This is a genomic window from Kineosporia mesophila (assembly GCF_021129235.1).
In the GTDB taxonomy this organism is placed as follows: Bacteria; Actinomycetota; Actinomycetes; order Actinomycetales; family Kineosporiaceae; genus Kineosporia; species Kineosporia mesophila.
This window is the reverse complement of sequence record NZ_JAJOMA010000001.1, coordinates 165,584-188,213: the sequence shown is the minus strand read 5'-3', so window position 1 is coordinate 188,213 and position 22,630 is coordinate 165,584. Positions and strand designations below refer to the sequence as shown.

The 22,630-nt window shown below is 70.0% G+C and carries 15 protein-coding genes and 1 pseudogene; 8 read left to right on the top strand and 8 right to left on the bottom strand.

Annotated features, from left to right (window positions below; genetic code table 11):
- Positions 1-6: 6 nt before the first annotated feature.
- Entirely contained in the window at positions 7-3,675 is a 3,669-nt protein-coding gene (locus tag LR393_RS00805) for a polysaccharide biosynthesis tyrosine autokinase (protein WP_231480890.1), read from the top strand.
- Positions 3,676-3,957: 282 nt separating this feature from the next.
- Positions 3,958-4,251, top strand: coding sequence for a zinc finger-like domain-containing protein (locus LR393_RS00800; protein WP_231480889.1), 294 nt, complete (start codon positions 3,958-3,960; stop codon positions 4,249-4,251).
- On the opposite strand, the gene LR393_RS00795 is transcribed toward LR393_RS00800, so the two are convergent.
- Positions 4,252-4,863, bottom strand: coding sequence for an arsenate reductase/protein-tyrosine-phosphatase family protein (locus LR393_RS00795; RefSeq protein WP_231480888.1), 612 nt, complete (start codon positions 4,861-4,863; stop codon positions 4,252-4,254). It abuts the gene before it with no gap.
- Positions 4,864-5,071: 208 nt separating this feature from the next.
- Here LR393_RS00795 and glgB point away from each other — a divergent pair, with 208 nt between their 5' ends.
- Both glgB and LR393_RS00785 read left to right on the top strand, forming a co-directional pair.
- Positions 5,072-7,423, top strand: coding sequence for a 1,4-alpha-glucan branching protein GlgB (gene glgB, locus LR393_RS00790; protein WP_231480887.1), 2,352 nt, complete (start codon positions 5,072-5,074; stop codon positions 7,421-7,423).
- 47 nt (positions 7,424-7,470) lie between these two features.
- Complete coding sequence (locus tag LR393_RS00785; protein ID WP_231480886.1) at positions 7,471-9,441, top strand: M13 family metallopeptidase; 1,971 nt, start codon at positions 7,471-7,473, stop codon at positions 9,439-9,441.
- A gap of 43 nt (positions 9,442-9,484) precedes the next feature.
- Here LR393_RS00785 and LR393_RS00780 read toward each other — a convergent pair whose 3' ends face one another.
- The 4 genes from LR393_RS00780 to LR393_RS00765 form a co-directional block, all read right to left on the bottom strand.
- Positions 9,485-10,687 (bottom strand): 2-dehydropantoate 2-reductase N-terminal domain-containing protein, encoded by a 1,203-nt coding sequence (locus tag LR393_RS00780; RefSeq protein ID WP_231480885.1) that lies wholly within the window; start codon positions 10,685-10,687, stop codon positions 9,485-9,487.
- Positions 10,688-10,941: 254 nt separating this feature from the next.
- Complete coding sequence (locus tag LR393_RS00775) at positions 10,942-11,913, bottom strand: tetratricopeptide repeat protein (RefSeq protein WP_231480884.1); 972 nt, start codon at positions 11,911-11,913, stop codon at positions 10,942-10,944.
- A gap of 37 nt (positions 11,914-11,950) precedes the next feature.
- Positions 11,951-12,949 (bottom strand): hypothetical protein, encoded by a 999-nt coding sequence (locus LR393_RS00770; RefSeq protein ID WP_231480883.1) that lies wholly within the window; start codon positions 12,947-12,949, stop codon positions 11,951-11,953.
- On the bottom strand, positions 12,946-13,551 hold the full coding sequence (locus LR393_RS00765; protein ID WP_231480882.1) for a hypothetical protein: 606 nt from the start codon (positions 13,549-13,551) through the stop codon (positions 12,946-12,948). Before LR393_RS00765 ends, LR393_RS00770 begins: the two co-directional genes overlap by 4 nt.
- Positions 13,552-14,831: 1,280 nt before the next feature.
- On the opposite strand from LR393_RS00765, the gene LR393_RS00760 reads away from it, so the two are divergent.
- On the top strand, positions 14,832-14,981 hold the full coding sequence (locus LR393_RS00760) for a hypothetical protein (protein WP_231480881.1): 150 nt from the start codon (positions 14,832-14,834) through the stop codon (positions 14,979-14,981).
- A gap of 1,421 nt (positions 14,982-16,402) precedes the next feature.
- On the opposite strand, the gene LR393_RS00755 is transcribed toward LR393_RS00760, so the two are convergent.
- Positions 16,403-16,756: a thiamine-binding protein gene (locus LR393_RS00755; RefSeq protein ID WP_231480880.1), complete on the bottom strand. Its 354-nt coding sequence runs from the start codon at positions 16,754-16,756 to the stop codon at positions 16,403-16,405.
- Between the two features lie 289 nt (positions 16,757-17,045).
- Here LR393_RS00755 and LR393_RS36855 point away from each other — a divergent pair, with 289 nt between their 5' ends.
- Entirely contained in the window at positions 17,046-18,758 is a 1,713-nt protein-coding gene (locus LR393_RS36855; protein ID WP_269326448.1) for a hypothetical protein, read from the top strand.
- On the opposite strand, the pseudogene meaB reads toward LR393_RS36855, so the two are convergent.
- Together meaB and LR393_RS00745 are read right to left on the bottom strand one after the other, a co-directional pair.
- Positions 18,753-19,640 (bottom strand): annotated as a pseudogene (gene meaB / locus LR393_RS00750) (methylmalonyl Co-A mutase-associated GTPase MeaB); the annotation flags it as partial. The gene LR393_RS36855 and the pseudogene meaB sit on opposite strands and share 6 nt — an antisense overlap.
- A gap of 15 nt (positions 19,641-19,655) precedes the next feature.
- Positions 19,656-20,858 (bottom strand): acetyl-CoA C-acetyltransferase, encoded by a 1,203-nt coding sequence (locus LR393_RS00745; RefSeq protein ID WP_231480878.1) that lies wholly within the window; start codon positions 20,856-20,858, stop codon positions 19,656-19,658.
- Between the two features lie 204 nt (positions 20,859-21,062).
- Here LR393_RS00745 and LR393_RS00740 point away from each other — a divergent pair, with 204 nt between their 5' ends.
- Both LR393_RS00740 and mce read left to right on the top strand, forming a co-directional pair.
- A complete protein-coding gene (locus tag LR393_RS00740; protein WP_269326512.1) occupies positions 21,063-21,884 on the top strand; it encodes an Fpg/Nei family DNA glycosylase in 822 nt (273 codons plus the stop codon).
- Positions 21,885-21,952: 68 nt separating this feature from the next.
- Positions 21,953-22,396 carry a methylmalonyl-CoA epimerase gene (mce, locus tag LR393_RS00735; protein WP_231480876.1) on the top strand — a complete coding sequence of 148 codons (444 nt, stop codon included), beginning with the start codon at positions 21,953-21,955 and terminating at the stop codon, positions 22,394-22,396.
- The last annotated feature ends 234 nt before the right edge of the window (positions 22,397-22,630 follow it).

Below are 22,630 nucleotides of genomic sequence, written 5' to 3'. Positions count from 1 at the left end.
CATTCGGTGACACTGACCCAGTACCTGCGAGTGCTCCGGCAGCACTGGCTGATCGTTCTGATCATGGCGGTGCTCGGCGTCGCCGCCGCCGCGTACACGAGCCGGCAGACGCCCGTTTACCAGGCGCAGACCCAGGTCTTCGTCTCCGCCCAGAACCCGGGCAAGAACTCCTCGCTCAGTTCCCTCTCCGAGAGCAGTACCTTCAGCCAGCAACGGGTGAAGTCGTACGCGAGCATGGTGACCAGCAGCGCCGTCACCGAGCCGGTGGTGAAGCAGCTGCGGCTGCCCTACACCGCCGGTGAACTGGCCGGGAAGATCGACGCCAGCCCGAAGCTCGACACGGTGCTGATCGACATCAGCGTGTCCGACCCGGACCCCGACCGGGCCGCGGCCATCGGCCGGGCGGTGACGACCCAGCTGCAAGACGTCGTGCGCAGTCTGGAGATGGCCGGCCAATCCACCGCGGATTCCTCGGTGATGCTGACCGTCACCCGCCCGGCGATCGCCCCGACAGCGCCGGTCTCGCCACGGGTGCCGCTGAACATCGCGCTCGGGCTGCTGCTCGGGCTCGGCCTCGGCATCGGTGCGGCCATGCTGCGCGACCAGCTCAACACCACCGTGCGCGGCAGCTCCGACCTCGAACTGCTCACCGGTTCGGTGCCTCTGGGAGTGGTGCCGTTCGACGCCTCCGCACCGAAGCAGCCGCTGGTCACCGCCGACGCGTTCGGCGGACGGGCCGAGGCATTCCGCACGCTGCGCACCAACCTGCAGTTCGCCGACGTGGACAACCCCCCGCGGGTCATCGCCGTTACATCCGCCCTGCCCGACGAGGGCAAGACCACCACGGCCTGCAACATCGCCCTGATCCTGGCCCAGAGCGGCGCCCGGGTGGTGCTTGTCGAGGGTGATCTGCGCAAGCCCGCCGTCAGTAAGTACCTGGGTATCAGCAACGGGGCCGGACTCACCAACGTGCTCGCCGGTCAGCACGACCTGCGCGACGTGGTGGTCGGTTACGAGCGCGACCTGCTCGCGGTGCTGCCGTCGGGCCCCACTCCCCCGAACCCCTCGGAGCTGCTCGGTTCCCAGCAGATGCGTCATCTGCTCGACACCCTGGCCGAGCACTACGACGTGGTGATCATCGACGCGCCGCCCCTGCTGCCCGTCACCGACGCGGCTCTCATCTCCACCGCCGCGGACGGCGCGATCCTGGTGGTCCGTCACGGTCGCAGCCGGCGTGAAGAGACCGTGCGGGCGCTGAAGTCGCTGGAGTCCGTCAGCGCCAAGATGCTCGGTACGGTGCTGAACTTCGCCCCGCGCAAGAAGGGCAACGGTTACGACGGTTACGGATACGGGCAGGCCCCTTCCCCGGTCGCCACTCCGGCGGCCGAGGAGAAGGTGGAGAAGCGTGCCCGTCGCAGCCGGAAGAAGGCCACCGAGATCACGCTCCCAGCCTCGTCGCTCCCCCTGGAACCCTTCGAGAACGAGGGCCCGCGCCTGCTGGAACCCCTCGACCTGAGCCGGGCCGAGGCATCCGACCAGGCCGGGCCGAACCCCTGGCCCGAACCCGGGAACCAGGGGCGGCCCGCAGCTCGGGGTGGTGCGGGAGCGCCTGCCGCCGATCCAATTTCGGGTCATGGCGTTTCCGGTAACGGGGTTTCGGGCAGTACGGCTCCGGGCAGCCCTCAATGGGGGACGCAGATCACCACGGGGGTCTCTGGTGGCGGTGGTTCGGTTGCCGGGTCGGTGAGGTCGACCGGTTCCGGGCCGGCGACCGGATCCGGACGGCCGGCCACTTCGGCCGCCTCCGATGCGGGTGGTTCAGGATCCACAGGTTCCGAGGCGCCCGCAGGGCACCACGGCCCAGAGGGCCACCCCGTTGAAGGTCAGCCGGCCTCATGGGCCGCCGCTGACATGGGGTGGGCGCCGAGTCCGTCGGACGGCTGGGCGCCGATTGCCGAGTCCGCTGCACCTCACCAGCCGGAAGGTCCGGCTACGGGGAGTATCTCGGTGTTCGGGGGGCTGTCCTCCACCGGGCCGCTGCCGATCGTCACCACGCCGCAGAGCGACGGTCTCACCGTGATCTCCCGTGCGGACGGTGTCGAGGTCTCGCGCACGGTGCGCGAGGTCCCGCACGACGCTCCTCGCCGGGCGGAGGGGCTGGAGGTGAACCGGCTCACGGTCGAGCACCATCCGGCCGCCGAGGTGCCCCGGGAACTGCGCCTGCACCCCCTCCCCCCGGATCCGGGCACGCAGAACAAGCCCTGGCCCGCACCGGACACCTCGCCCTCGGGCCTGCGGATGGGCACTCCGCTCAGCGGTATCCCCACGCAGGGCTCACGGGCTGAAAACACCGACGAGGAAACGGGATCAGCGCCGCCCGCCGAACCTCACAGGCCCCCGGCGGCGTATACCCGGACCTGGTTCGACGGCCCCGACCTGCCGGCCTCCCAGAGCCCTCAGAGCCTCCGAAACCCTCAGGGCTTCCAGCATCCCCCGACCGCCCCAGACCCCCGGGCCACCCACAACCTCCAGAATGGCCAGAGCAACCCGGTGGCCCCGGACCACCAGGCCGGCCGCAACCCACGGGGCGCCCAGGACTCGGGGGCCACCTGGGACAGTCGGGCCGCTCACAACACCCATAGCGTCCACAACCCGCAGGCCATCCAGGAACCACGGAATACTCAGAGCCGCCGCAGCTACTCCCCGGACCCACGGAATGTCCAGGACCCACGGAACGCCCAGGCACCTCAGGCGGCCCAGGACCCACGAGTGGCCCAGGACCCACGGGCGGCTCAAGATCCACGGGCGGCTCAAGATCCACGAATGGCTCAGGACCCACGGGTGGGGCAGAACTCAGGGGTGAGTCAGGACCCACGGGTGGGGCAGGACCCACGGGTGGGGCAGGACCCACGGGTGGGGCAGGACCCACGGGTGAGTCAGGACCCACGGGTGAGTCAGGACCCACGGGTGGGCCAGAACTCACAGGCGGTCCAAGCCCCTCAGTCGGACCAGAACCCACGGGTGAGCCAGAACCCACGGACGGCCCAGAACCTACGGGCCGATCAGGCCGGAACGATCACGCCGGAGAATGGCCAGGCCGGGGCCCCGTGGTTCCGGGGCCCGCGGAATTCTGCGGTGGCTCAGAACTCCTCGGTCCCCGGGAACTCCTCGGCCCCAGGGAGTTCCTCGGTGCCCCCGAATTCCTCAGCACTCCCGAATTCCTCAGCGCCCCCGAATTCCTTGCTGCCGCAGAATCCCTCAGCGCCCGAGAACCCTTCGGGGCCCTGGAATCCTTCGGAGCCGCAGGACGATCCCGCCTGGGCCGAGCCCACCACCGGTTACGGGTACCTTCGGGCCGGGGGCTACATCCAGGACGTCCCGTCGGGGTACGAACACCTCGATGACCACCACCACGGGCCTGGGGTGAGCGGCCCGGGTGGGGTGACCAGGTCGTCCTCAATGGACGGGCCGACCCCGCCCGTCGGTGACCCGCAGGAGAACCGGCTGCCGGCGGCAGACCTGTTCCAGGAGATCCCGCCGCTGACGGTGGACCTCTCGGCACCGGACCTGGAGCTGCTCGAGGACGAGCGGGAACTGCTCATCCCGCCGCAGTCGGTGATGCCGCACGTGCCCACGGGTGTTCCCCGGCACCACCGGTCGCGGCGCTCCATCTGAGCCCGTCCGAAGCAGGAAGATCGCGGTGGGGCACTCGGTGCCGCACCGCGATTTTCATTCCCGGCGAACGGGCCGCGAGCCAAGATCGCCTGAGGCGCCGCTGAGAGGCGTTGCGCGACAATCCTGGTTCGCCCTTCCACACCGCGTTTGCCACCCCTAGGATGACTCGCGACAGGCGGAGCTTTACGCTCTGGTTGCACCCGGCTCGCCGATGAGCGCGTCGGTCTGTGGCTGGGCGCGAGGCGACCGCGAACGCCGACCGGAATCCCCGGAAGGAGCGACGTGAACGCCGTATTCGGGGCCCTGCTGGCGATTGGGGCCTCCGGCCTGTACGCCGGAAACCTTCTTCTGGGCGACTACGACATGCTCTGGCTGCCGTCCCTGCTGCTCGCGGCCGGCCTGGCCCTGCTGCTGCGCAACCGCCGCGACGACGAGCAGGAGCAGGCCGGGCTCGACGACTGCTCGACCTGCAAGGGCGCGGGCACGGTCTACACCGACGAGTGGAACGACTGGCGCCGCTCCGGCCCGATCACGACCATCCGCGAGCTGTGCCCGACCTGTGAGGGCACTCTCTGATCAGCCAGAAGCTTTATGCCGCAAGCGGGCCCGGTCTCGACGGAGCACCGGGCCACGGAAGAGCAGCGGGGCGCAGAGATCCTCGACGGCCGCCTGCAGGCGGCTGAACACCTGGGGATGCCGCCCGCCGCGGTGCGGGTCGGGCAACTCGTCGTCGTCATCGATGCCCCGAGGCGCCGCCCCCCGGTTCGCGTCGAGCTCCTCGACCAGCCACAGCACGCGGTGCGCCAGGTCTGAGCCCGGCGGCGGGGTACGGCCGGCGGAGGCCAGCCACTGCGCGGTGCGGGCGGCGTGCAGCAGGGTGAAGGTGCGGACCTGGGCCGAGGGCCGCATCTCGATGACCCGGCCGCGCTGGGTCTGGGTGGCGGTGAGAATCATGGTGGAGGCCCGGATGTCGGCCACCTCCAGCGGGCGGGACGTGTGATCACGCACCACCCCTGAGTGATCACGCACCCATTCCGCGGAGTACTCACAACTTCCCGCCCCGGCCACGGATCGCGTGCCGCGGCTGAAGAAATCGACCTCGCCACCGAGCCGCCCGGCCAGAAGCCCCTCGGCCCCGGGCGATCGGCAGATGTTGGCGGTGCACACCAGCAACACCCGGGGGCCCATGAACCACACCTTTCGCTCACCATGCCGTGGCCACCGGTCCGAATCGTTACCCGGCAGTCTTACAGGGCCCTGACCACGGCCTTGAGGCGCAGGGTAGGCAAGAGATTACTCCAAGTAGGGTATTCGCATGCCGAGAACGCCCTCAGCCGCCCGGAGGGGGTGGCGCGGCATCATGCCGCCTCGCCCGATGCGTGCCAGACTTCCCGACATGGCACAGTCTCCGACTTCGCAGAGCCCCCTCGAAGCGAGCACCGCCGCGCTTTCGACCACAGACATCGTGGTGACGTCGACGGTGAAACCCGTTGACTCGGACGTGCTGGCGAAGGTTGCCGCCGGGGCCTACTACAACCCGCACTCGGTGCTCGGGGCCCACCTCCACAGCGGCCGGGTCACGGTGCGCACGCTGCGCCCCCTGGCCACCGAGGTCGCGGTCGTCACGGATGACGGCGAGCGGCACCCCCTGACCCACGAGCAGGACGGGATCTGGGTGGCGGTGCTCGACCGCGCGACCGTCGGCGACTACCGCATCGCCGTCCGGTACGAGGGTGACGAGCTACTGCTCGACGACCCGTACCGCTTCCTGCCCAGCCTGGGTGAAATCGACCTGCATCTGATCGCCGAGGGCCGGCACGAGGAACTGTGGCGTGCACTCGGTGCCCACCCCCGGCGTTTCCCCGGCCTGATCGGTGACGTCGAGGGCACATCGTTCGCGGTGTGGGCGCCCAATGCCCAGGCCGTGCGCGTGGTGTCGGACGCGAACGGCTGGGACGGCCGCAATCACGCGATGCGCAGTCTCGGCGGCTCCGGCATCTGGGAGCTGTTCGTGCCGGGCATCGGGGCGGGCAGCCGGTACAAGTACGAGATCCTCGCGCGGGACGGCCAGTGGCGTCAGAAGGCCGACCCGATGGCGTTCGCCACCGAGGTCCCGCCGCTGACGGCCTCGGTCATCACCGAGTCGTCCTACGAGTGGCAGGACGGCGCCTGGCTCGCCGAGCGCGCCGGCCACGAGGCCCTGAACCGGCCGATGAGCACGTACGAGGTGCACCTGGGCTCGTGGCGGCAGGGTCTGTCCTACGTCGACCTCGCCGACCAGCTCGTCGGTTACGTGAAGGACATGGGTTTCACCCACGTCGAGTTCCTGCCGGTGGCCGAGCACCCCTTCGGCGGCTCCTGGGGCTACCAGGTCACCGGTTACTACGCCCCCACCTCGCGTTTCGGCAGCCCGGACGAGTTCCGGTACCTGGTCGACCAGCTGCACGCGGCCGGGATCGGCGTGATCGTCGACTGGGTGCCCGCGCACTTCCCCAAAGACGAGTTCGCGCTGGCCAAGTTCGACGGTGTGCCGCTCTACGAGCACGGTGATCCGCACCGCGGTGAGCACCCCGAGTGGGGCACGCTGATCTTCGACTTCGGCCGTACCGAGGTGCGCAACTTCCTGGTCGCGAACGCCCTGTACTGGCTGGAGGAGTTCCACGTCGACGGCCTGCGGGTCGACGCCGTGGCCTCGATGCTCTACCTGGACTACTCCCGCGAGGCCGGGGAGTGGACGCCGAACAAGTACGGCGGCCGGGAGAACCTGGAGGCCGTGGCCTTCCTCCAGGAGGTCAACGCCACCGCCTACAAGCGGCACCCGGGCGTCGTGATGATCGCCGAGGAGAGCACTGCGTGGCCGGGCGTCACGCGCCCCACGCACCTGGGCGGTCTGGGCTTCGGCCACAAGTGGAACATGGGCTGGATGCACGACTCCCTGGGCTACGTGCAGAAAGACCCGATCCACCGGCAGTACCACCACCACCAGATGACGTTCTCGCTGATGTACGCGTACAACGAGCATTTCGTGCTGCCGATCAGCCACGACGAAGTCGTGCACGGCAAGGGCTCGCTGCTGGGCAAGATGCCCGGCGACCGCTGGCAGCAGCTCGCCAACGTGCGCGCCTACCTGGCCTTCATGTGGTCGCACCCGGGCAAGCAGCTGCTGTTCATGGGCCAGGAACTGGGTCAGGAACGGGAGTGGTCCGAGGAGCGCAGCCTGGACTGGTGGCTGGAGGACGCGCCCTGGCACGCCGGCCTGCAGCAGCTGGTGCGTGACCTGAACCGGGTCTACCAAGACCGGCCCGAGCTCTGGCAGGCCGACAGCGACCCCGCCGGGTTCCAGTGGATCGACGCGAACGACACGCAGCACAACACGTTCTCGTTCATCCGCCGCGACGCGGCCGGCAACCCGCTGGTGGCCGTGGTCAACTTCTCCGCCCAGCCGCAGGAGGTCTACCACCTCGGTGTGCCGAACGGGGGCCGCTGGCTGGAGGTGCTCAACACCGACGCCGAGCAGTACGGCGGTTCCGGGGTGGGCAACATGGGCTCGGTCGATTCCGTGCCGGTGCCGTGGCACGGTCAGCCGTCGTCCGTCACGCTGCGCGTGCCGCCGCTGGGTGCCGTCTGGCTGGTGCCGGAGTCGGCGCCGGAGACCGGATGGGGCTCGTCCGGCCAGGCCCACGAGGTGCACCACGAGAGCGGCCCGGGCTTCCAGCCCGATTCCCAGCCGGATTCGGCGGAGGGCTGAACTTCTGATCCTGTCCTGATCGAGGGGTAGCTGGTTAGGCTCGGACCATGAGGTCCGGTATCGAAATCGATCAGCTGAGCCCCTCGATCAGGCCGCAGGACGACCTGTTCCGGCATGTGAACGGGACGTGGCTGGACACAGCCGAGATCCCTCCGGACAAGTCGGTGTACGGCACCTTCCACCGGTTGCGGGACGAGGCCGAGGCCCAGTTACGGGTGATCGTGGAAAGCGCTGCCGGTAGCACCGGCACGGCCGAGCCGGGCAGCGAGGCGCAGAAGGTCGGAGACCTCTACGCCAGCTTCATGGACGAGGAGGCCATCGAGCGCCTCGGCATCGCGCCGATCGCCACCGATCTGGCCCTGGTGGAAGAGGTCACCAACCTCGCCGGGCTGATCCACGCCTTCGGTGTGCTGGAGCGTTCGGGCAGCGGCAGCCCGTTCGGCTACTTCGTCAACAACGACGCGATGGCGTCCGACCGCTACGTCATGTACCTCTCCCAGGGCGGGCTCAGCCTGCCCGACGAGTCGTACTACCGCGACGAGAAGTTCGCCGAGATCCGCACCGAGTTCCTTGGGCACGTCGCGCGCATGTTCACCAAGGCCGGCATCACGAACGAAGAGGGCGCGGCCGACGCCGCCCGGCGCATCCTGGCACTGGAGACCCGCCTGGCGAGCTCGCACTGGGACCGCGTCACCAACCGCGACGCCACGAAGACCTACAACAAGGTCGACCGCACGGCGCTGGAAGAGCTCATCCCGGAGTTCGACTGGACGGCCTGGATCGACGCGCTCAAGGTGCCGCAGAGCGCCTTCGGCGAGGTCGTGGTGCGCCAGCCCAGCTTCTTCACCGAGCTCGGCAAGTCCTTCAGTGAGCTCCCGATCGCCGACTGGAAGACCTGGCTGACCTGGCGCACGCTGCACGGCTCGGCCACGCTGCTGAACACCGAGCTGGTGGAGGAGAACTTCTCCTTCTACGGCAAGACCCTCACCGGCGCCACGCAGCTGCGCGAGCGGTGGAAGCGCGGGGTCTCGATGGTCGAGTCCGCGCTCGGCGAGGCCGTGGGCAAGCTCTACGTGGACGAGCACTTCTCCCCCACCGCCAAGGCCCGCATGGTCGAGCTGGTGGCCAACCTGGTCGAGGCCTACCGGCAGAGCATCGTGAAGCTCGACTGGATGAGCGAGGAGACCCGGGGCCGCGCCCTGGAGAAGCTGGACTCGTTCACACCGAAGATCGGCTACCCCGACGCGTGGCGCGACTACTCCTCGCTGGAGATCCGCGCCGGCGACCTGGTGGGCAACGTGCGCCGCGCCGGTGACTACGAGATTGCCCGGGAGATCGAGAAACTCGGCAAGCCGGTCGACCGCGACGAGTGGTTCATGACCCCGCAGACAGTCAACGCGTACTACAACCCGCTGATGAACGAGATCGTCTTCCCGGCCGCGATCCTGCAGCCGCCGTTCTTCGACGCGGAGGCCGACGACGCCGCCAACTACGGGGCGATCGGCGCGGTCATCGGGCACGAGATCGGCCACGGTTTCGACGACCAGGGCTCGAAGTACGACGGCTCGGGCAACCTGAACGACTGGTGGACCGACGCCGACCGCACCGAGTTCGAGAAGCGCACCAAGGCCCTGATCGCGCAGTACGACGCCCTGGAGCCCGCGCAGACGCCGGGCCACCACGTCAACGGCGCGCTCACGGTCGGCGAGAACATCGGTGACCTGGGTGGCCTTTCGATCGCGCACAAGGCCTACCGCATCGCCCTCGACGGTCAGGAACCGCCCGCGCTGGACGGTCTCACCGGCCCGCAGCGCTTCTTCATCTCCTGGGCGCAGGGCTGGCGCAGCAAGGGCCGCGACACCGAGGTGATCCGCCGCCTCTCGCTCGACCCGCACTCCCCCGAGGAGTTCCGCTGCAACGCGGTCGTGGCCAACATCGACGAGTTCCACACGGCGTTCGAGGTGAAGGACGGCGACGGGCTCTGGCTGGACGAGAACAAGCGCGTGCGCATCTGGTGATGCGCTGAAAAGGCCCGGCCACCCATCGGTGGCCGGGCTTTTTTCATCGGCCGAGCTGCCGCGGGATCCAGGGCCGGCGGCCGGTGCGGCGGCGCGAGGGGTGGTTCGCGCTCGGGTCGACCTGCACCTCGCCACCGGCCAGCCCACTGCGCCGGTCCTGGTCCGCCTGGGCCTGCGGCGGCGGTGCCTCGTCCACGTCCGGCTTCACCTCCAGCACCGGCACCGGTTCGATCGGCGGAGCGAAATCCGAGATCCGGCAGGGAATCTGGTCGTAGAACTCGGGGTCGTCCGGCTGACCGTAGTCCGGCGCGTAGTAGTGGGGCCCGCTGGCCAGCATGCTGAGCGCCTCCATCTCGGCGCCCAGACGCTGCTCGAAGCCGGAGTTCACGCCCACCACCGCGGACAGGAGCGGCATCGGCAGCCCGATCTCCTCGGCGAAGCCCAGGAAACCCTGGGTGTCGCCGGGCAACTGCTTCCCGCTGAACGGGGCGCCGCCCCAGATGCCGTACTCCGGGTTGAGCGATCCCTCGGCCGAGGTGGCCACGGCACTCGCGACGTCGTCCGGGTCCAGGCCCAGCCGGTCGCAGACCCGCCAGATCTCGTTCCAGAAGCTGATCTTCGTGGCGTTGAACAGGCTGTGCACGCACTTGATCATCTCGGCCTCGGCCGGGTCGTCGAGCAGGCGCAGCTGCCCTCCCCCGAGCGCCAGGGCGCCGAGCAGGTCGCGCACCGAGGCGAGAACCCGCTCGGTGTCGGCGCCGATCACCGTCATCGGGGGGCGGACGGTGTCACCCGGATGCCGTCCGGAGCGCGAGGCACTGGTCCGGGAGTCGAAGTGCGGGCTCGCGGCGATCTGGAACCCGGCACCCTGACGTCGTCCCGAATGCAGTTCGACCAGAGGACGCACGAGGTCATGGGTGGTGCCCGGCGGCACGGTCGAGCGCACCACCACGGTGTGGGAACTGTCCGACCGGGCCAGGGCCCGGCCGATGCTCTCGGCGCCCGCCGCCACGTCGGCCAGGTGGTGCCGGCCCGCCACGATCCGGGTGGGCGTGCAGAGGAAGACGAACGACTCCGGCTCACCGGCCAGGTCGAGGTCACGACGGGCGTCGAGCCCCTCGTTCACCAGCACCGCTACACGACGCGGATCGATGTCCACGAAGGTCACTCGATGCCCGGCATGCCCCAGGGCCCGGCCGGTGGCTGTGCCTACCGTTCCGGCACCCACAATGAAGACGCGCGACATGGTTCCCCTCCAGGCCGGGCCCGGGGGCCCGCGAGCATGACGATGACAACCGCTGAAAGTCATCGGCCGATAACAAGGAGTCACGGCACGGCGTCATTCAACCCCTCCACGCTGCCTGCGGACGCACGGCAGGCGCGACATCCGTCAGAATCCGGCAAACGGAGGGGCGCTCGGTCGCCCAACTTCTCCCGAAGGGACCACAACCGACATCGGGTACGGCGCCGGGCCCGAGCCCGGCGCCCTACCCGATGTATCTAGAACAGCGCGTTGGCCAGCGAGATGCGGGCCTTGCCCACGCGCGGGTCTTCCTTGCCGACCACCTCGAACAGCTCGACCAGGTGCGCGCGTACCTTGTCGCGGTCGTCCCCGACCGTGACCCGCACCGTGTCGATCAGGCGCGCGAACGCGTCCTCAATGTGGCCGCCCAGCACGTCCAGGTCGGCGACCACGATCTGCGCGTCGGGGTCGGCCGGGTTCTGGGCCGCGGTCTGACGGGCCTCGTGGAGGTCCACGCCGTTGGTGCGCTTCATCAGCTGCACCTGCGCCAGGCCCACCTTGGCCAGGTCGTCGGCCGGGCTCTCCCGCAGGGCCTGCTCGTAGGCGGCGATGGCGCCGTCCAGGTCGTCCTTCTCGATCGCGTCGTAGGCGGCCTGGTGCAGCGGAGGCAAAGGCTCTTCCTCCGGCTCGGTCTCCTCGGCATCGTCGGTCTCGCCCGCCGACAGCCGTCCGGTGACACCGTTGGCCTCGGCCACGCGCAGCAGTTCGTCGAACACCGCACGCACCTGGGCCTCCGGCTGGGCGCCCTGGAACAGCGGAACCGGCTGGCCCTTGATCACCGCGAAGACGCTGGGGATCGACTGCACCTGGAACGCCTGCACCAACTGCGGATTCGCGTCCACCTCGACCCGGGCCAGCAACACCCGCCCGGCGAGCTCCGCGACCAGTGCTTCCAGCGTCTGCGACAGCTGCCGGCCCTGATCGGACCAGGATGCCCAGAAGTCGAGCACCACCGGAACGGTCTGCGACAGCTGGATGACCTCGGTCGCGAACGACGCATCGCTCGCATCGATGACGAAGGCGCCCGGCGTTCCCGCCGGACTGCCCGGGGCACCACTGTTACCGGCGCCCGAGGAAGCCGCCGGCCGTGAGGCCAGCGCTCCCAGATCCACCGCACCGCGCAGGTTGAGCGAAGGCCTTCCGGCTCGCATACCCGGCTGGTTCGTCATCGAGGGTTCCTTTCTCCGTGCCCCGATATTTGAGTCACTACTTCACCTCGGCCTTGACGTCGCCCTTCTCGGCGGCGACGACACGGACTCGTTCCTTCGAGTCCTGGGCCGGGACGTGCAGCACCACGACCTCCACGGCGGTACGGGTGAAGGACTTGCTGAACTGCAGCGCATCCTTGCTCCCGGCGAGCGCGGCGAGGTCGGCGTCCTTGACCTTCACCTTGCCCGACCCGGATTTCACCTTCACCGTGTAGGTCTGGCGGAGCCGGCCGATGACCAGGGCCCCGCCGTCGTCCGTGCGCATGGCGAGAGGGTTCTCGTCGACGGCGACGTGCTTGCTGCTCACGGTCGCCACCTCCTTCAAAGCCTTCTCGTCAGCCTCCAGCCGCTGCAGCAGCTGGTCGCTGTACTCGCTGCGGCGGAAGTTCTCGGCACCCTTCCCCTTGCCCTTGCCGTTCAGGTAACCCGCGAACCCCTCGATCGCTTCCTTCGGCGCGAGCAGCAGGCCGTCCGCGTCCTGAGTCAGCATCGAGGGGTCTGTCGTGGTCTCCGGCAGGCTGGCGCCGGGCAGCATCATGGTCTCGGCCCAGAGGCCGTACGGGTCGCGGGCCGAGTCCGACCGCAGCACCCGCACCAGGTAGGTCGAGGCCTGCCGGCTGCGGCCCACCGCCAGGAAGAACCGGGGCCAGTCGGTCGTGCGGGGCACGATCAGCGCCTCGCGGGTGACCTCGTCCGGGGTGCCGGCCTTCTTCTTCCGCCTGGCCGCCACCTCGGCCTCGGCTAGGCGGATCTCCAGGTAGGGCCCGAGCAGCCGGGCGTCGGCGGTCTCGGTCGTGTCCTTCGGGCTGACACCCGCGCTCACGGCCTTGTCCACCGCGTCGAGGATCGAGCGGGCCTGGCCGGACTCGACCACCGGGTACGCCTGGGTGTCGGCCTGCGGTGCGACGACCGTGAGCGTCTCTTCTCCACAGCCCGCCACCACCAGGGGTGTGAGCAGCAGACCCAAGGCGGCGCGCCTCGTGAACGGCGGGGTCATGCCTTCCTCCGATCACGGACGCGGACCATCACCGAGATGACCACCCCGACCACCAGCAGCGCGACGCCGGTCGCGATGTACGTCGGGGCCGGGTTCGAGATCTGGGCGCCCGTCCAGGTCAGCGTGACGTTCTGCGGCGCCACCTCGGTGCCGTCGGTCGCAATGACCAGACGCCACTGCCCGGAGGCCGGGTCGGGCCAGGTCACGCTCGCCTTACCCTGCCCGAGCGAACTCACCGACCAGACGTCGACGGCCGCGGGGTCCGGGGTCTCGCCGGTGTCACTGCCCTCGACCCGGCTGATCAGCGTGGACGTGTCCTGGTCGAGCCCGATGATCCGGTCGCTCTCGGCATCGGCCAGGTACGCGTCCACGTCCCCGGCGCGGCCGATCCCGACGAACACCGGATTGCTGCCCGCACCGGAGACCGTGATCTCCAGCCGGGGCCCGCCCAGCGCCAGGGATCCGATCTCGCTGGTCACGAACTTCTGCGAGTGCGCGCCGAGCGTGGCCGTGACGGTGTCGGAAGGAGCCCAGACCGTCGCCTTCATCGTCCCCACCACCAGCAGGGCAACGCCGCCCAGCGCCACGAGGGCCGCTATCACCCGCAACACCCATGAGCCGTGGGCCCTTTCGGGAACAATGGACGAGGAACCCCTCCCCTTCCCACCGCCCTCAACCGCCCTGGCCCCGCGCCGGGAGAAGCCCTTGCGGGTTTCCCCTTCGGACGAGGCGGCATCCGCGGCCTGGCCGCCGGGCGTCTGGTGGGTGGCGGAGGGAACGCCGCCGGGCGCAGTGACCGGAGCAGCGCCTGTGCGCGCCGGAGTATCTGTTCCCGCACCGGCACCGGAGGCAGGACCCGTTCGCGCGGTCAGGCCTCTTCTGGAAGCTTCTTCGGTGGCCGAACCGGGCGTCGTGTTCAGGCGGCCCGGGTCAGCGGCGCCGTTGGCATCGGTCGCCGAACGTCGGCCCGCGCCGGTAGGCATACCGATGGTCCCGGTCTCGTAGAGCTTTCGCTCACGCCGCGAGGCGAACTGCCCGGTGGGCGGCGCGACCGGCCTGGCGGGCCTGGAAGATGGCCTGAGTGCAGCGGATTCGGCCTGAGATGTAGCCGGGCCGGAAGTCGTGACCGGCTCAGCAGACGACGTACGTCCGTCAGGTGCGGTGGGCACGGCCCGTGCGGCCGACCCGGCCGGATCAGAAGGCACCGAACGTCCGGCCGGCGCGGTGGTCGGTGCGGTGGACAAAGCACGCGCAGACGACCCCACCGGTGATGCGGCCGCATCAGAAGGCACCACGCGCCCGGCCGACGTGGTGGGGACTGCCGACTCCGTAGATGAAGAAGCAAGCGCAGCAGACGGTTTCGCAGAACCGTCAGACATCGGCCAACCAGTAGGCACGGAGCCTGCGGCAGGTCCCGCCGACCTGGCCGACCCAGTCGGCGTGACCGATCCAGCCAACCCTGCCGACGTGACGGACGCACCGGCCACGGTCGGTGCGATGGGCGCACCCGACGTGGAGGACCCGGCCGTACCAACAGGTCCAGTCGGTGCCGCCGCCCCAGGGGGTGGCGTGGCAGGACCGGCGGGTATCGCACTTCCGGCCGACTCCGCCCGCCCAGCGGAAGCGGCAGACGCAGCGGGTTCCGCCGCCCCAGCAGATCCGGCAGACGTGGTGGCCTGAGTCACATGCCAGGCAGGCATGGCCGTTTCCGCATCCTCGGCAGTGGCGGTAGAACCGCCCGGTGCGGCGGCCCTTCCCGCCCGGCTGCCGCCCTCGCCAGTCGCGACCGGCGCGGTTGGCCTGACGAACCCGGCAGGCGGTGTGGCCAACGCATCGGTCCCGGCAGGCGTGCCCGATGCGACAGGCGCCATGTCTCCGGCCGATGGGCCCCGCACGGCGGGACCCGCAGAAGTGGCTGGACCGGAGGACATTTCAGCGTCAGCAGGTCCGCCAGCGGGGGCCGTTGTTGCAGGCCCGGCAGGCCCGGCAGGCCCAGCAGGCCCGGCAGACAGGGCAGGCCCAGCAGGCGTAACAGGTCTAGTCGGTCCTGCGGAAGGGACAGGGCCCGCAGACGTGGCAGGGCCACCAGACGGGGCAGACCCGGCAGGCGTGGCAGTTGTGGGAGGTATAGCCGGGCCATCAGGTTCGGTGGGGTCGGGGGGCCTGGTGGTGTTCCTGACGGCGGAGCGTGCGGCATGAGTGTCCGGGAGGACGATTGCCCCGGTCAGAGGTCCCTGCGGTGCGCGCTGGCCAGGTCGGGAAACCTGCTCGTCCGGGTGGGGCCGGTCGCCACCGGCCGAAGGGGTGCGGGCTTGCTGGTCACCGGACGGCCGGGATGTCGGCCGCGGCGTCCGGGCCTCCGGTTGCCGAACGGCAGCGTCAGACTGGGCCGAATTCTGGTCGACCGCATTCTGGTCGACCGCGGACCGGGACACCGGTGAGACCGGATCGGTCGCCGAGGCCGAAGCTGCGAAGCCGAGCCGCGTCGCTGCGCCATCCCGCGTCGCTGCGCCATCCCGCGTCGCTGCGCCATCCCGCGTCGCTGCGCCATCCCGCGTCGCTGCGCCATCCCGCGTCGCTGCGCCATCCCGCGTCGCTGCGCCATCCCGCGTCGCTGCGCCATACCGCGTCGCCGGGGCGTCCTTACTCGTGGACTGCCGGCCCTTGAGCCACGACGACAGCCCCCTCCTGGGGCCCAGGCTCCGCATCGCACCGACAACCGAACCTATGGCCGAGATGCCCATCCCGGCGGCACTTGCGGCAGACATGGCGGTGTCCGGGGCCGCAGCACCCGAAGCACGGCCAGCGCCCGTGCCCCCTGCACGCCCAGCCGCATCGGCCGTATTTGAGGCTGCGTCATTAGATGCTGCGTCCGGACCCGCCGAATCTGTACCCGCTGAGTTCGAAACCGCTCCCGCACCAACGCCGCTCACACTTGAGGGGTTTCCGCTCGCAGCGTTCGCGACGGCTCCTGCACTGGGGCCGCTCTCACGCGGCGCACCTTCGAGGGCCTGGCCGGCGCGTTCGGGGTCGATACCGGATGTCGCCGGTCGGGCCCATTCTGCGCCGGGCTGCGGGGAGGCAGAGCCGACGCTACGGCGGGCCGCGTCCGTGTCCGGAAGCGCGATCGAGGAGGTGGACGGGCGTCGTGAGCTCTCGTCCTCTCCCCGACGTTGGTTCACGGTCAGGGGCCACGCTACGCCGGTGGGAACGGGGTCATGCGGCGCTTCGGGCACCACCGGCATCTCCCAGCCCGACTTCACGGCGCCCGGGTCCGGAGTACCGCGGTCAGACGTCCCACTGCCCGGCTGCTCACCGTTCTTCGTCCCGCTGCCCGGCTCCCGGCTGACCGAGAGGTCCGAGCCTTCGGACGGAGTGTCCGTGCCGACCCGGCGGCCGGACCGGGGCAGCCCGGAAGGATTGGTGTCGCTGTCTGACATGGGCGCTCCGGGGTCAGTCGGTCGCCACCGGCGGAGTGCCGGTGACCGGGCCGTCCTGGCCTTGAGAGTTGGCCTGCTGCTCCAGAGCAGACTCGAGGCGCTCGAGCTTGGCGGTCATCTCGCCGGAGTACCCGGCCCGGATGTCGGCCTTGAGCACCAGGGAGACGCGATTGCCATGTTTACCCACGGCTTCGCAGGCACGCTTGATCACATCCATGCACTCGTCCCACTCACCTTCGATCGTGGTGAACATGGAGTCGGTGCGATTGGGCAGGCCGGAGGCACGGACGATGGCGACCGCGTCTGCCACCGCCTCGGAGACCGACTCGCCACTTCCGCTGGGGGCAACCGAGAACGCGAACAACACGTTGTCCACCCTAGCCGCAGTTGTCGGAGAAAGATTTCACATCCATAACAACTGCCACCTGAGCTGCGAAGACGGCTCCTTCGGCAGCCGGGCCGGAACGGCCGCCGACCTCCCCCGGGAGGGCCGGGACGACGAAGTGCGGCGAAAAACGGCGAGTGCCGTGAGAGTGCAGATCAGGAGGCTTGCAGCGCCCATCGGGGCAGCGGTCATGCAGTTCGTGTGGACGCGTGGATAGGCTGATCGTCCGGCGCGGCTGACGGATCAGCCGGTAAGGGGCAGAGACATCACGATGGCACTTCGCTTCAATCCCGCCCCGGGATGGCCCGCGCCACCGGAGGGCTTCGACCCCGCCCCCGACTGGCGCCCCGACCCGGCCTGGCCCGGCGCCCCGGAGGGCTGGCAGTTCTGGATCGACGACGCCGCCCCCACCCCCGTGACCCAGGTCGGGCAGTCCGGAACCACGTCACCCCGGACCAGCTCGCACCAGACCGAGTCCGGACCGGCCGACCCGAGCCAGACCGAGTCCAGCTCCAGCTCCAGCTCCAGCTCCAGCTCCAGCTCCAGCTCCAGCCAGACCATCGCCGACCAGGCAGTCCCGAACCAGGCCGTCCCCGACCAGGCCGTCCCCGACCAGGCAGAGTCCAGCTCAGACACCATGAGCCCGAGCGACTCCGGACGAGTTGATCCGGGCTTAGCAGACCCCAGCCCCGCCAATGCATCCAGCCGGCGCGGGGCCGCTTCTAAAGCCTCCGACCAGACCGACTTGCCCTCGATCAATCAGGATCAAGCTGTCCTCGCAGAATCCGAGCCGGCTCCCCTCGACCCGGGCCACGCCTCACCCAGCGAGGCCACCGCAGGGCTGGCCACCTCAGGTGCTCACACCAGTACCGACAAAGCCGCGCCCGGCTCCCACTCCTCCGGCCTGACCGGGTCCAGTACGGACGAGCCGCTTCGTCCCGAACCCAGCAGCACCGCACCGACGGACGAGGCCAAGCCTTCCGCGACCGCCTCTCCGGAACCCCACCCCACGCCACAGAATGAGCCGGCCCCGGTCATCCACTGGAGCAATCCCGAACCGCCCACGACCTGGGCCCCACAGAATCCTGACGGTGCACCCGTCCAGCCCGGCGGAACCGACAGCCGCGGACCGTGGGGCAAGCGGAGGCAGTTCGGTCAGACTCCCGGGCCCGGCGGACCCACCGGCGGACCCTGGCCGTCCGGACCAGCACAGCCAGCCACCCGGGAACCGGCGGGCACGACCTGGCAGCCCGTCCCCGGAAACGCCGGTCAACCCGGACAACCAAGCCGGCCCGGCCAGTTCGGTCAGCCGGGCCAGCCGGGCCAGCCGGGCCAGCCGGGCCAGTTCGGCCAAGCAGGCCAGTTCGGACAGCCAGGCCAGTTCGGTCAGCCTGGCCAGTTCGGACAGGCAGGCCAGTTCGGACAGGCAGGGCAGCCCGGCCAGTTCGGACAGGCAGGGAAACCCGGCCAGTTCGGCCAGCCCGGTCAGACCACCACCCAGCCGGGCCCGTTCACCGTGGGCCCCTTCAGCACGTTCCGCCGCGTGCACTGGGTCACGCTGGTCGCGACCCTGGCCGTGATGCTGGGATCGGTGATCCCGTTCGCCAGCTACGACACCCCCACGTTGTTCGGGGTCAGCGTCGAGTGGCGGGTGACGCCGGCAGCGCTGGCGATGTCGTTCGTCTACGGCATGGTGCTCACCGGCCTGGTGCTGCTGAGCCGCCTGCCCCGGTTCGTCCTGGTCGCCTCCCTGAGCCTGCTGACCCTCGGGCTACTCGGGTTCTCCGGTTACACGATCTTCGCCGTCGTGGGCCTGACCAGCGGCTACACCCCGGAGGGGAGCTTCGTCACGCAGCCCGTGCACTGGTCGCCCGGCCCGGGTCTCGTGCTGTGCATCGTCGGTACCGCCGTGGCCTCGTTCCAGTCCCTGCTGCTCCTGCGTGACGGCGACGTCGGCCCAGTCGCCGCATACCCGCCGCAGTAGGGCGTCCGCCGCGGCATAGGGATCGTCCGCCGGCACCGGGCCACCCAGAGCCGCGAGCCGGCGCCGCACCCGGGCGATCACGAGCGCCTCGATCTCCGCCGCCGCCCGGGCCCGGCGCCGGCTCTCCAGCTCACCCGACCCCCGCAGCCAGGTGCGATGAGCCCCGAGAGCCTCTACGACGTCCGCCATTCCGCGACCCGTCGTGGCCACCACCGACACCACCGGCGGCCGCCAGGCCCGATCCGACAGGGCCAGCATCTGCCGCAGGTCACGGGCGGTCGCGGCGGCCCCGTCGCGGTCGGCCTTGTTCACCACGAAAACATCACCCACCTCGAGAATCCCGGCCTTGGCCGCCTGCACCCCGTCACCGGACCCGGGAGCCATCAGCACCACCGTGGTGTCGGCGAGCGCCGCGACCTCCACCTCGCTCTGCCCCACGCCGACGGTCTCGATCAGCACCACGTCGAACCCGGCCGCGTCCAGCACACGCACCGCCTGCGGGGTCGCGACCGAGAGTCCGCCCAGATGGCCCCGACTCGCCATCGACCGGATGAAGACGCCCCGGTCCCCGGCATGGTCGTGCATCCGGACCCGATCGCCGAGCAACGCCCCGCCGGAGAACGGCGACGACGGATCGACCGCGAGAACTCCGACCCGGTAACCGTTCTGGCGGTACCGGGAGATCAGGGCCGACGTGGTCGTCGACTTTCCCACCCCCGGCGGCCCGGTCAGCCCGATCACCACGGCGTGCCCGGTGTGCGGGGCGAGCGCCGCCATCACCCCGGGCAGCAACGCACTCTCGTGCTCGACGAGCGAGAGCAACCTCCCCAGGGCCCGGGGCTCCTGGCGACGGGCCCCGGCAACCAGCTCACCGACGTCCACTGCTCGAAAAGGGAATCAGCGCACGTGCAACAGCAGCGCGTCTCCCTGACCGCCGCCCCCGCACAGGGCCGCCGCCCCGGTGCCGCCACCCCGGCGTCCCAGCTCGAGAGCCAGGTGCAGCACCAGCCGGGCGCCGGACATCCCGATCGGGTGGCCGGTTGCGATCGCCCCACCGTTCACGTTCACCCGGGCCGGGTCCAGGCCGAGTTCCCTCGTCGAGGCCAGCCCGACCGCTGCGAAGGCCTCGTTGATCTCCACCAGATCCAGGTCGGCCACGCTCAGCCCTTCCCGGGCGAGCGCGGCGCGGATGGCGTTGGCGGGCTGCGACTGGAGGGTGGAGTCGGGACCCGCCACCTGACCGTGCGCACCGATCTCGGCGATCCAGGTCAAGCCCAGTTCCTGGGCCCGGCGACGGGACATCACCACGACCGCGGCGGCCCCGTCGGAGATCGGTGAGGCCGATCCGGCCGTGATGGTGCCGTCCTTACGGAACGCCGGGCGCAGCCGCGACAGCACCTCCAGCGAGGTGTCGCCCCGCACGCCCTCATCGATGGTGAAGGCCAGCGGATCACCCTTGCGCTGCGGGATCGCCACCGGAACGATCTCGTCGTCGAACACGCCGTTCTTCTGTGCCGCAGCGGCTTTCTGGTGCGATGCGACGGCGAAGGCGTCCATCTCCTCGCGGCTGAACTTCCGGTCGTCCACGTTCGCGGCCTCGGTCAGGGCGCCCATGGCCTGCTCGGTGTACGCGTCGTAGAGCCCGTCGAGGTCCATGTGGTCCTTCAGGGTGACATCGCCGTACTTGAAGCCCCCGCGACTGCCGGGCAGCAGGTGCGGCGCCTGTGTCATCGACTCCATCCCCCCGGCCACGATCACGTCGAACTCACCGGCCCGGATCAGGGCGTCGGCGGTCGCGATGGCATTGAGGCCGGACAGACAGATCTTGTTGATGGTGACGGCGGGAACGTCCAGCGGGATGCCCGCCTTCGCCGCGGCGATGCGGGCAGGCCCCTGGCCGACACCGGCCTGGAGCACCTCGCCCATGATCACGTACTGCACGGTGGCCGGATCGACGTGGGCCTTCTCGAGTGCGCCCCGGATCGCGATCGCCCCCAGCTCGGGGGCGGAGAACCCCTGGAGCGAGCCGAGCAGCCGGCCCACGGGCGTGCGGGCCCCGGCGATGATGACGGACGTCGGGCGTTGCGTCTGGTCGGTCACGGCATCCTCGCAGTTCGACAGTGAAGTTCCCCGGCAAGCCAACGTAACAACGCCATCCTGGTCCCTGATATCCCTCCCGGGTGTCGGGCGCCACATCCGCGATGGCCGGTCCCCGGGGAATCTGCTGTACTCCCAGGCAAGTTGAAATATCTGCAAGTACTTCCAACGCTGCACCCGCACTGCACCTGAGCACCGGAGACCACACTGCCCGAGGGTCACACCATCCACCGGCTCGCCAGCGACCTGGACGAGCTCTTCACCGGCACCGTGATCCGCGCGAGCGCCGTGCAGGACAAGTTCGCGGCGGGCGTCGCCCTGCTCGACGGCGGCACGGTCACGAGCACGGACGCCTGGGGCAAGCACCTCTTCGTGCACGTCGCCCCGGCGGGCGACCGGCCTCCGGTCTGGCTGCACGTGCACCTCGGTCTGTACGGGAAGTTCCAGCACGGGCCGGGGTCACCGGCCGCGCCCTGGGGTCAGCTGCGTCTGCGGCTGGAGAGCGAGCGGGGCTGGGCCGACCTGCGGGGAGCCACTGCCAGCGAGCTTTTGGACGAAGAAGGGCGCCGGCACATCATCGGTCGCCTGGGTGCCGATCCGCTGCGCAAGCACGCGGACGGCGACGCGCCCTTCGAGCGGATCAGCCGGTCGAGGACGGCGGTGGGTGCCCTGCTGATGGACCAGAAGGTCATCGCCGGTATCGGGAACGTCTATCGCGCCGAGATCCTGTTCCGGCACGGCATCGACCCGCACCGGCCCGGCCGCGACGTGACCGCCGGGGAGTGGACGGCCCTGTGGTCCGACCTGCAGGTCCTCATGCGGGCCGGGGTGCGCACGAAGAAGATCATCACGACCCGCCCGGAAGACCGGCCCCCCGGGCGGCGCTCGGCCTCGACCGTGCGGCGCGAGGACTCGCACTACGTCTACCGGCGCACGGGTGAGCCCTGCCGGACCTGCGGTACCCCGGTGCGTACCGAGGAGATGGTGGCGCGCAACCTCTACTGGTGCCCGAAAGATCAGGCTGACTAGAGAAATACGTGGGACTGCTCACGGTTGTCGTCCATTGTTCCGGGAACCGGCCGCCTACCCTGACCTGCATGACCGAGGTGAGCACCCCCGCAAACCAGCTCTTCACGACGATCGATCACGTCGGGGTGGCCGTGCCCGATCTGGACACCGCCATCGCCTACTACCGCGACGTGCTCGGCATGCGGCTGGCCCACCGTGAGGTCAACGAGGAGCAGGGGGTGCAGGAAGCCATGATGGCCGTCGGCGATTCCGGCAGCCACGTGCAGCTTCTGGCCCCGCTGGACGAGACCTCGACGATCGCGAAGTTCATCGGCCGCTCGGGCCCCGGCCTGCAGCAGGTCGCCTACCGGGTCGAGGACATCGACACGGTCTGCGCGACCCTGCGGGAGCGGGGCGCCCGGCTGCTCTACGAGACGCCGAAGCGGGGCACCGCGGGCAGTCGCGTCAACTTCATCCACCCCAGGAGCGCAGGTGGCGTGCTGGTCGAACTGGTCGAACCCGCACACCACTGAAGTGAGGACGCACCACCGCACCTCCCACGGGGAGGTGCGGTTCTCGTTTGTCCCCCGGGAACCGCAAAACCGGTGAGCTGCATCACCGCTCACCACCTACAAGCCTTCTGACCTGCTCGTTAACGTCGTAGGCAGAACGACTTCCCGAGCTGTCCGGACCGGCTGTGAACCGGGGTCCCGGACCTCTCCGGCGGGCTCCACGCCCTTCCGCCGGCACCCGCGTCCCCCATTTCT

Coding starts and splice junctions, on each gene's coding strand:
- LR393_RS00780 (WP_231480885.1), bottom strand. CDS start 10,687: ATGTCGCGCGTCTTCATTGTGGGTGCCGGAACGGTAGGCACAGCCACC.
- LR393_RS00795 (WP_231480888.1), bottom strand. CDS start 4,863: ATGGGCCCCCGGGTGTTGCTGGTGTGCACCGCCAACATCTGCCGATCG.
- LR393_RS00775 (WP_231480884.1), bottom strand. CDS start 11,913: ATGACGAACCAGCCGGGTATGCGAGCCGGAAGGCCTTCGCTCAACCTG.
- LR393_RS00785 (WP_231480886.1), top strand. CDS start 7,471: ATGAGGTCCGGTATCGAAATCGATCAGCTGAGCCCCTCGATCAGGCCG.
- mce (WP_231480876.1), top strand. CDS start 21,953: ATGACCGAGGTGAGCACCCCCGCAAACCAGCTCTTCACGACGATCGAT.
- glgB (WP_231480887.1), top strand. CDS start 5,072: ATGGCACAGTCTCCGACTTCGCAGAGCCCCCTCGAAGCGAGCACCGCC.
- LR393_RS00760 (WP_231480881.1), top strand. CDS start 14,832: ATGGGCCCCGCACGGCGGGACCCGCAGAAGTGGCTGGACCGGAGGACA.
- LR393_RS00770 (WP_231480883.1), bottom strand. CDS start 12,949: ATGACCCCGCCGTTCACGAGGCGCGCCGCCTTGGGTCTGCTGCTCACA.
- LR393_RS36855 (WP_269326448.1), top strand. CDS start 17,046: ATGGCACTTCGCTTCAATCCCGCCCCGGGATGGCCCGCGCCACCGGAG.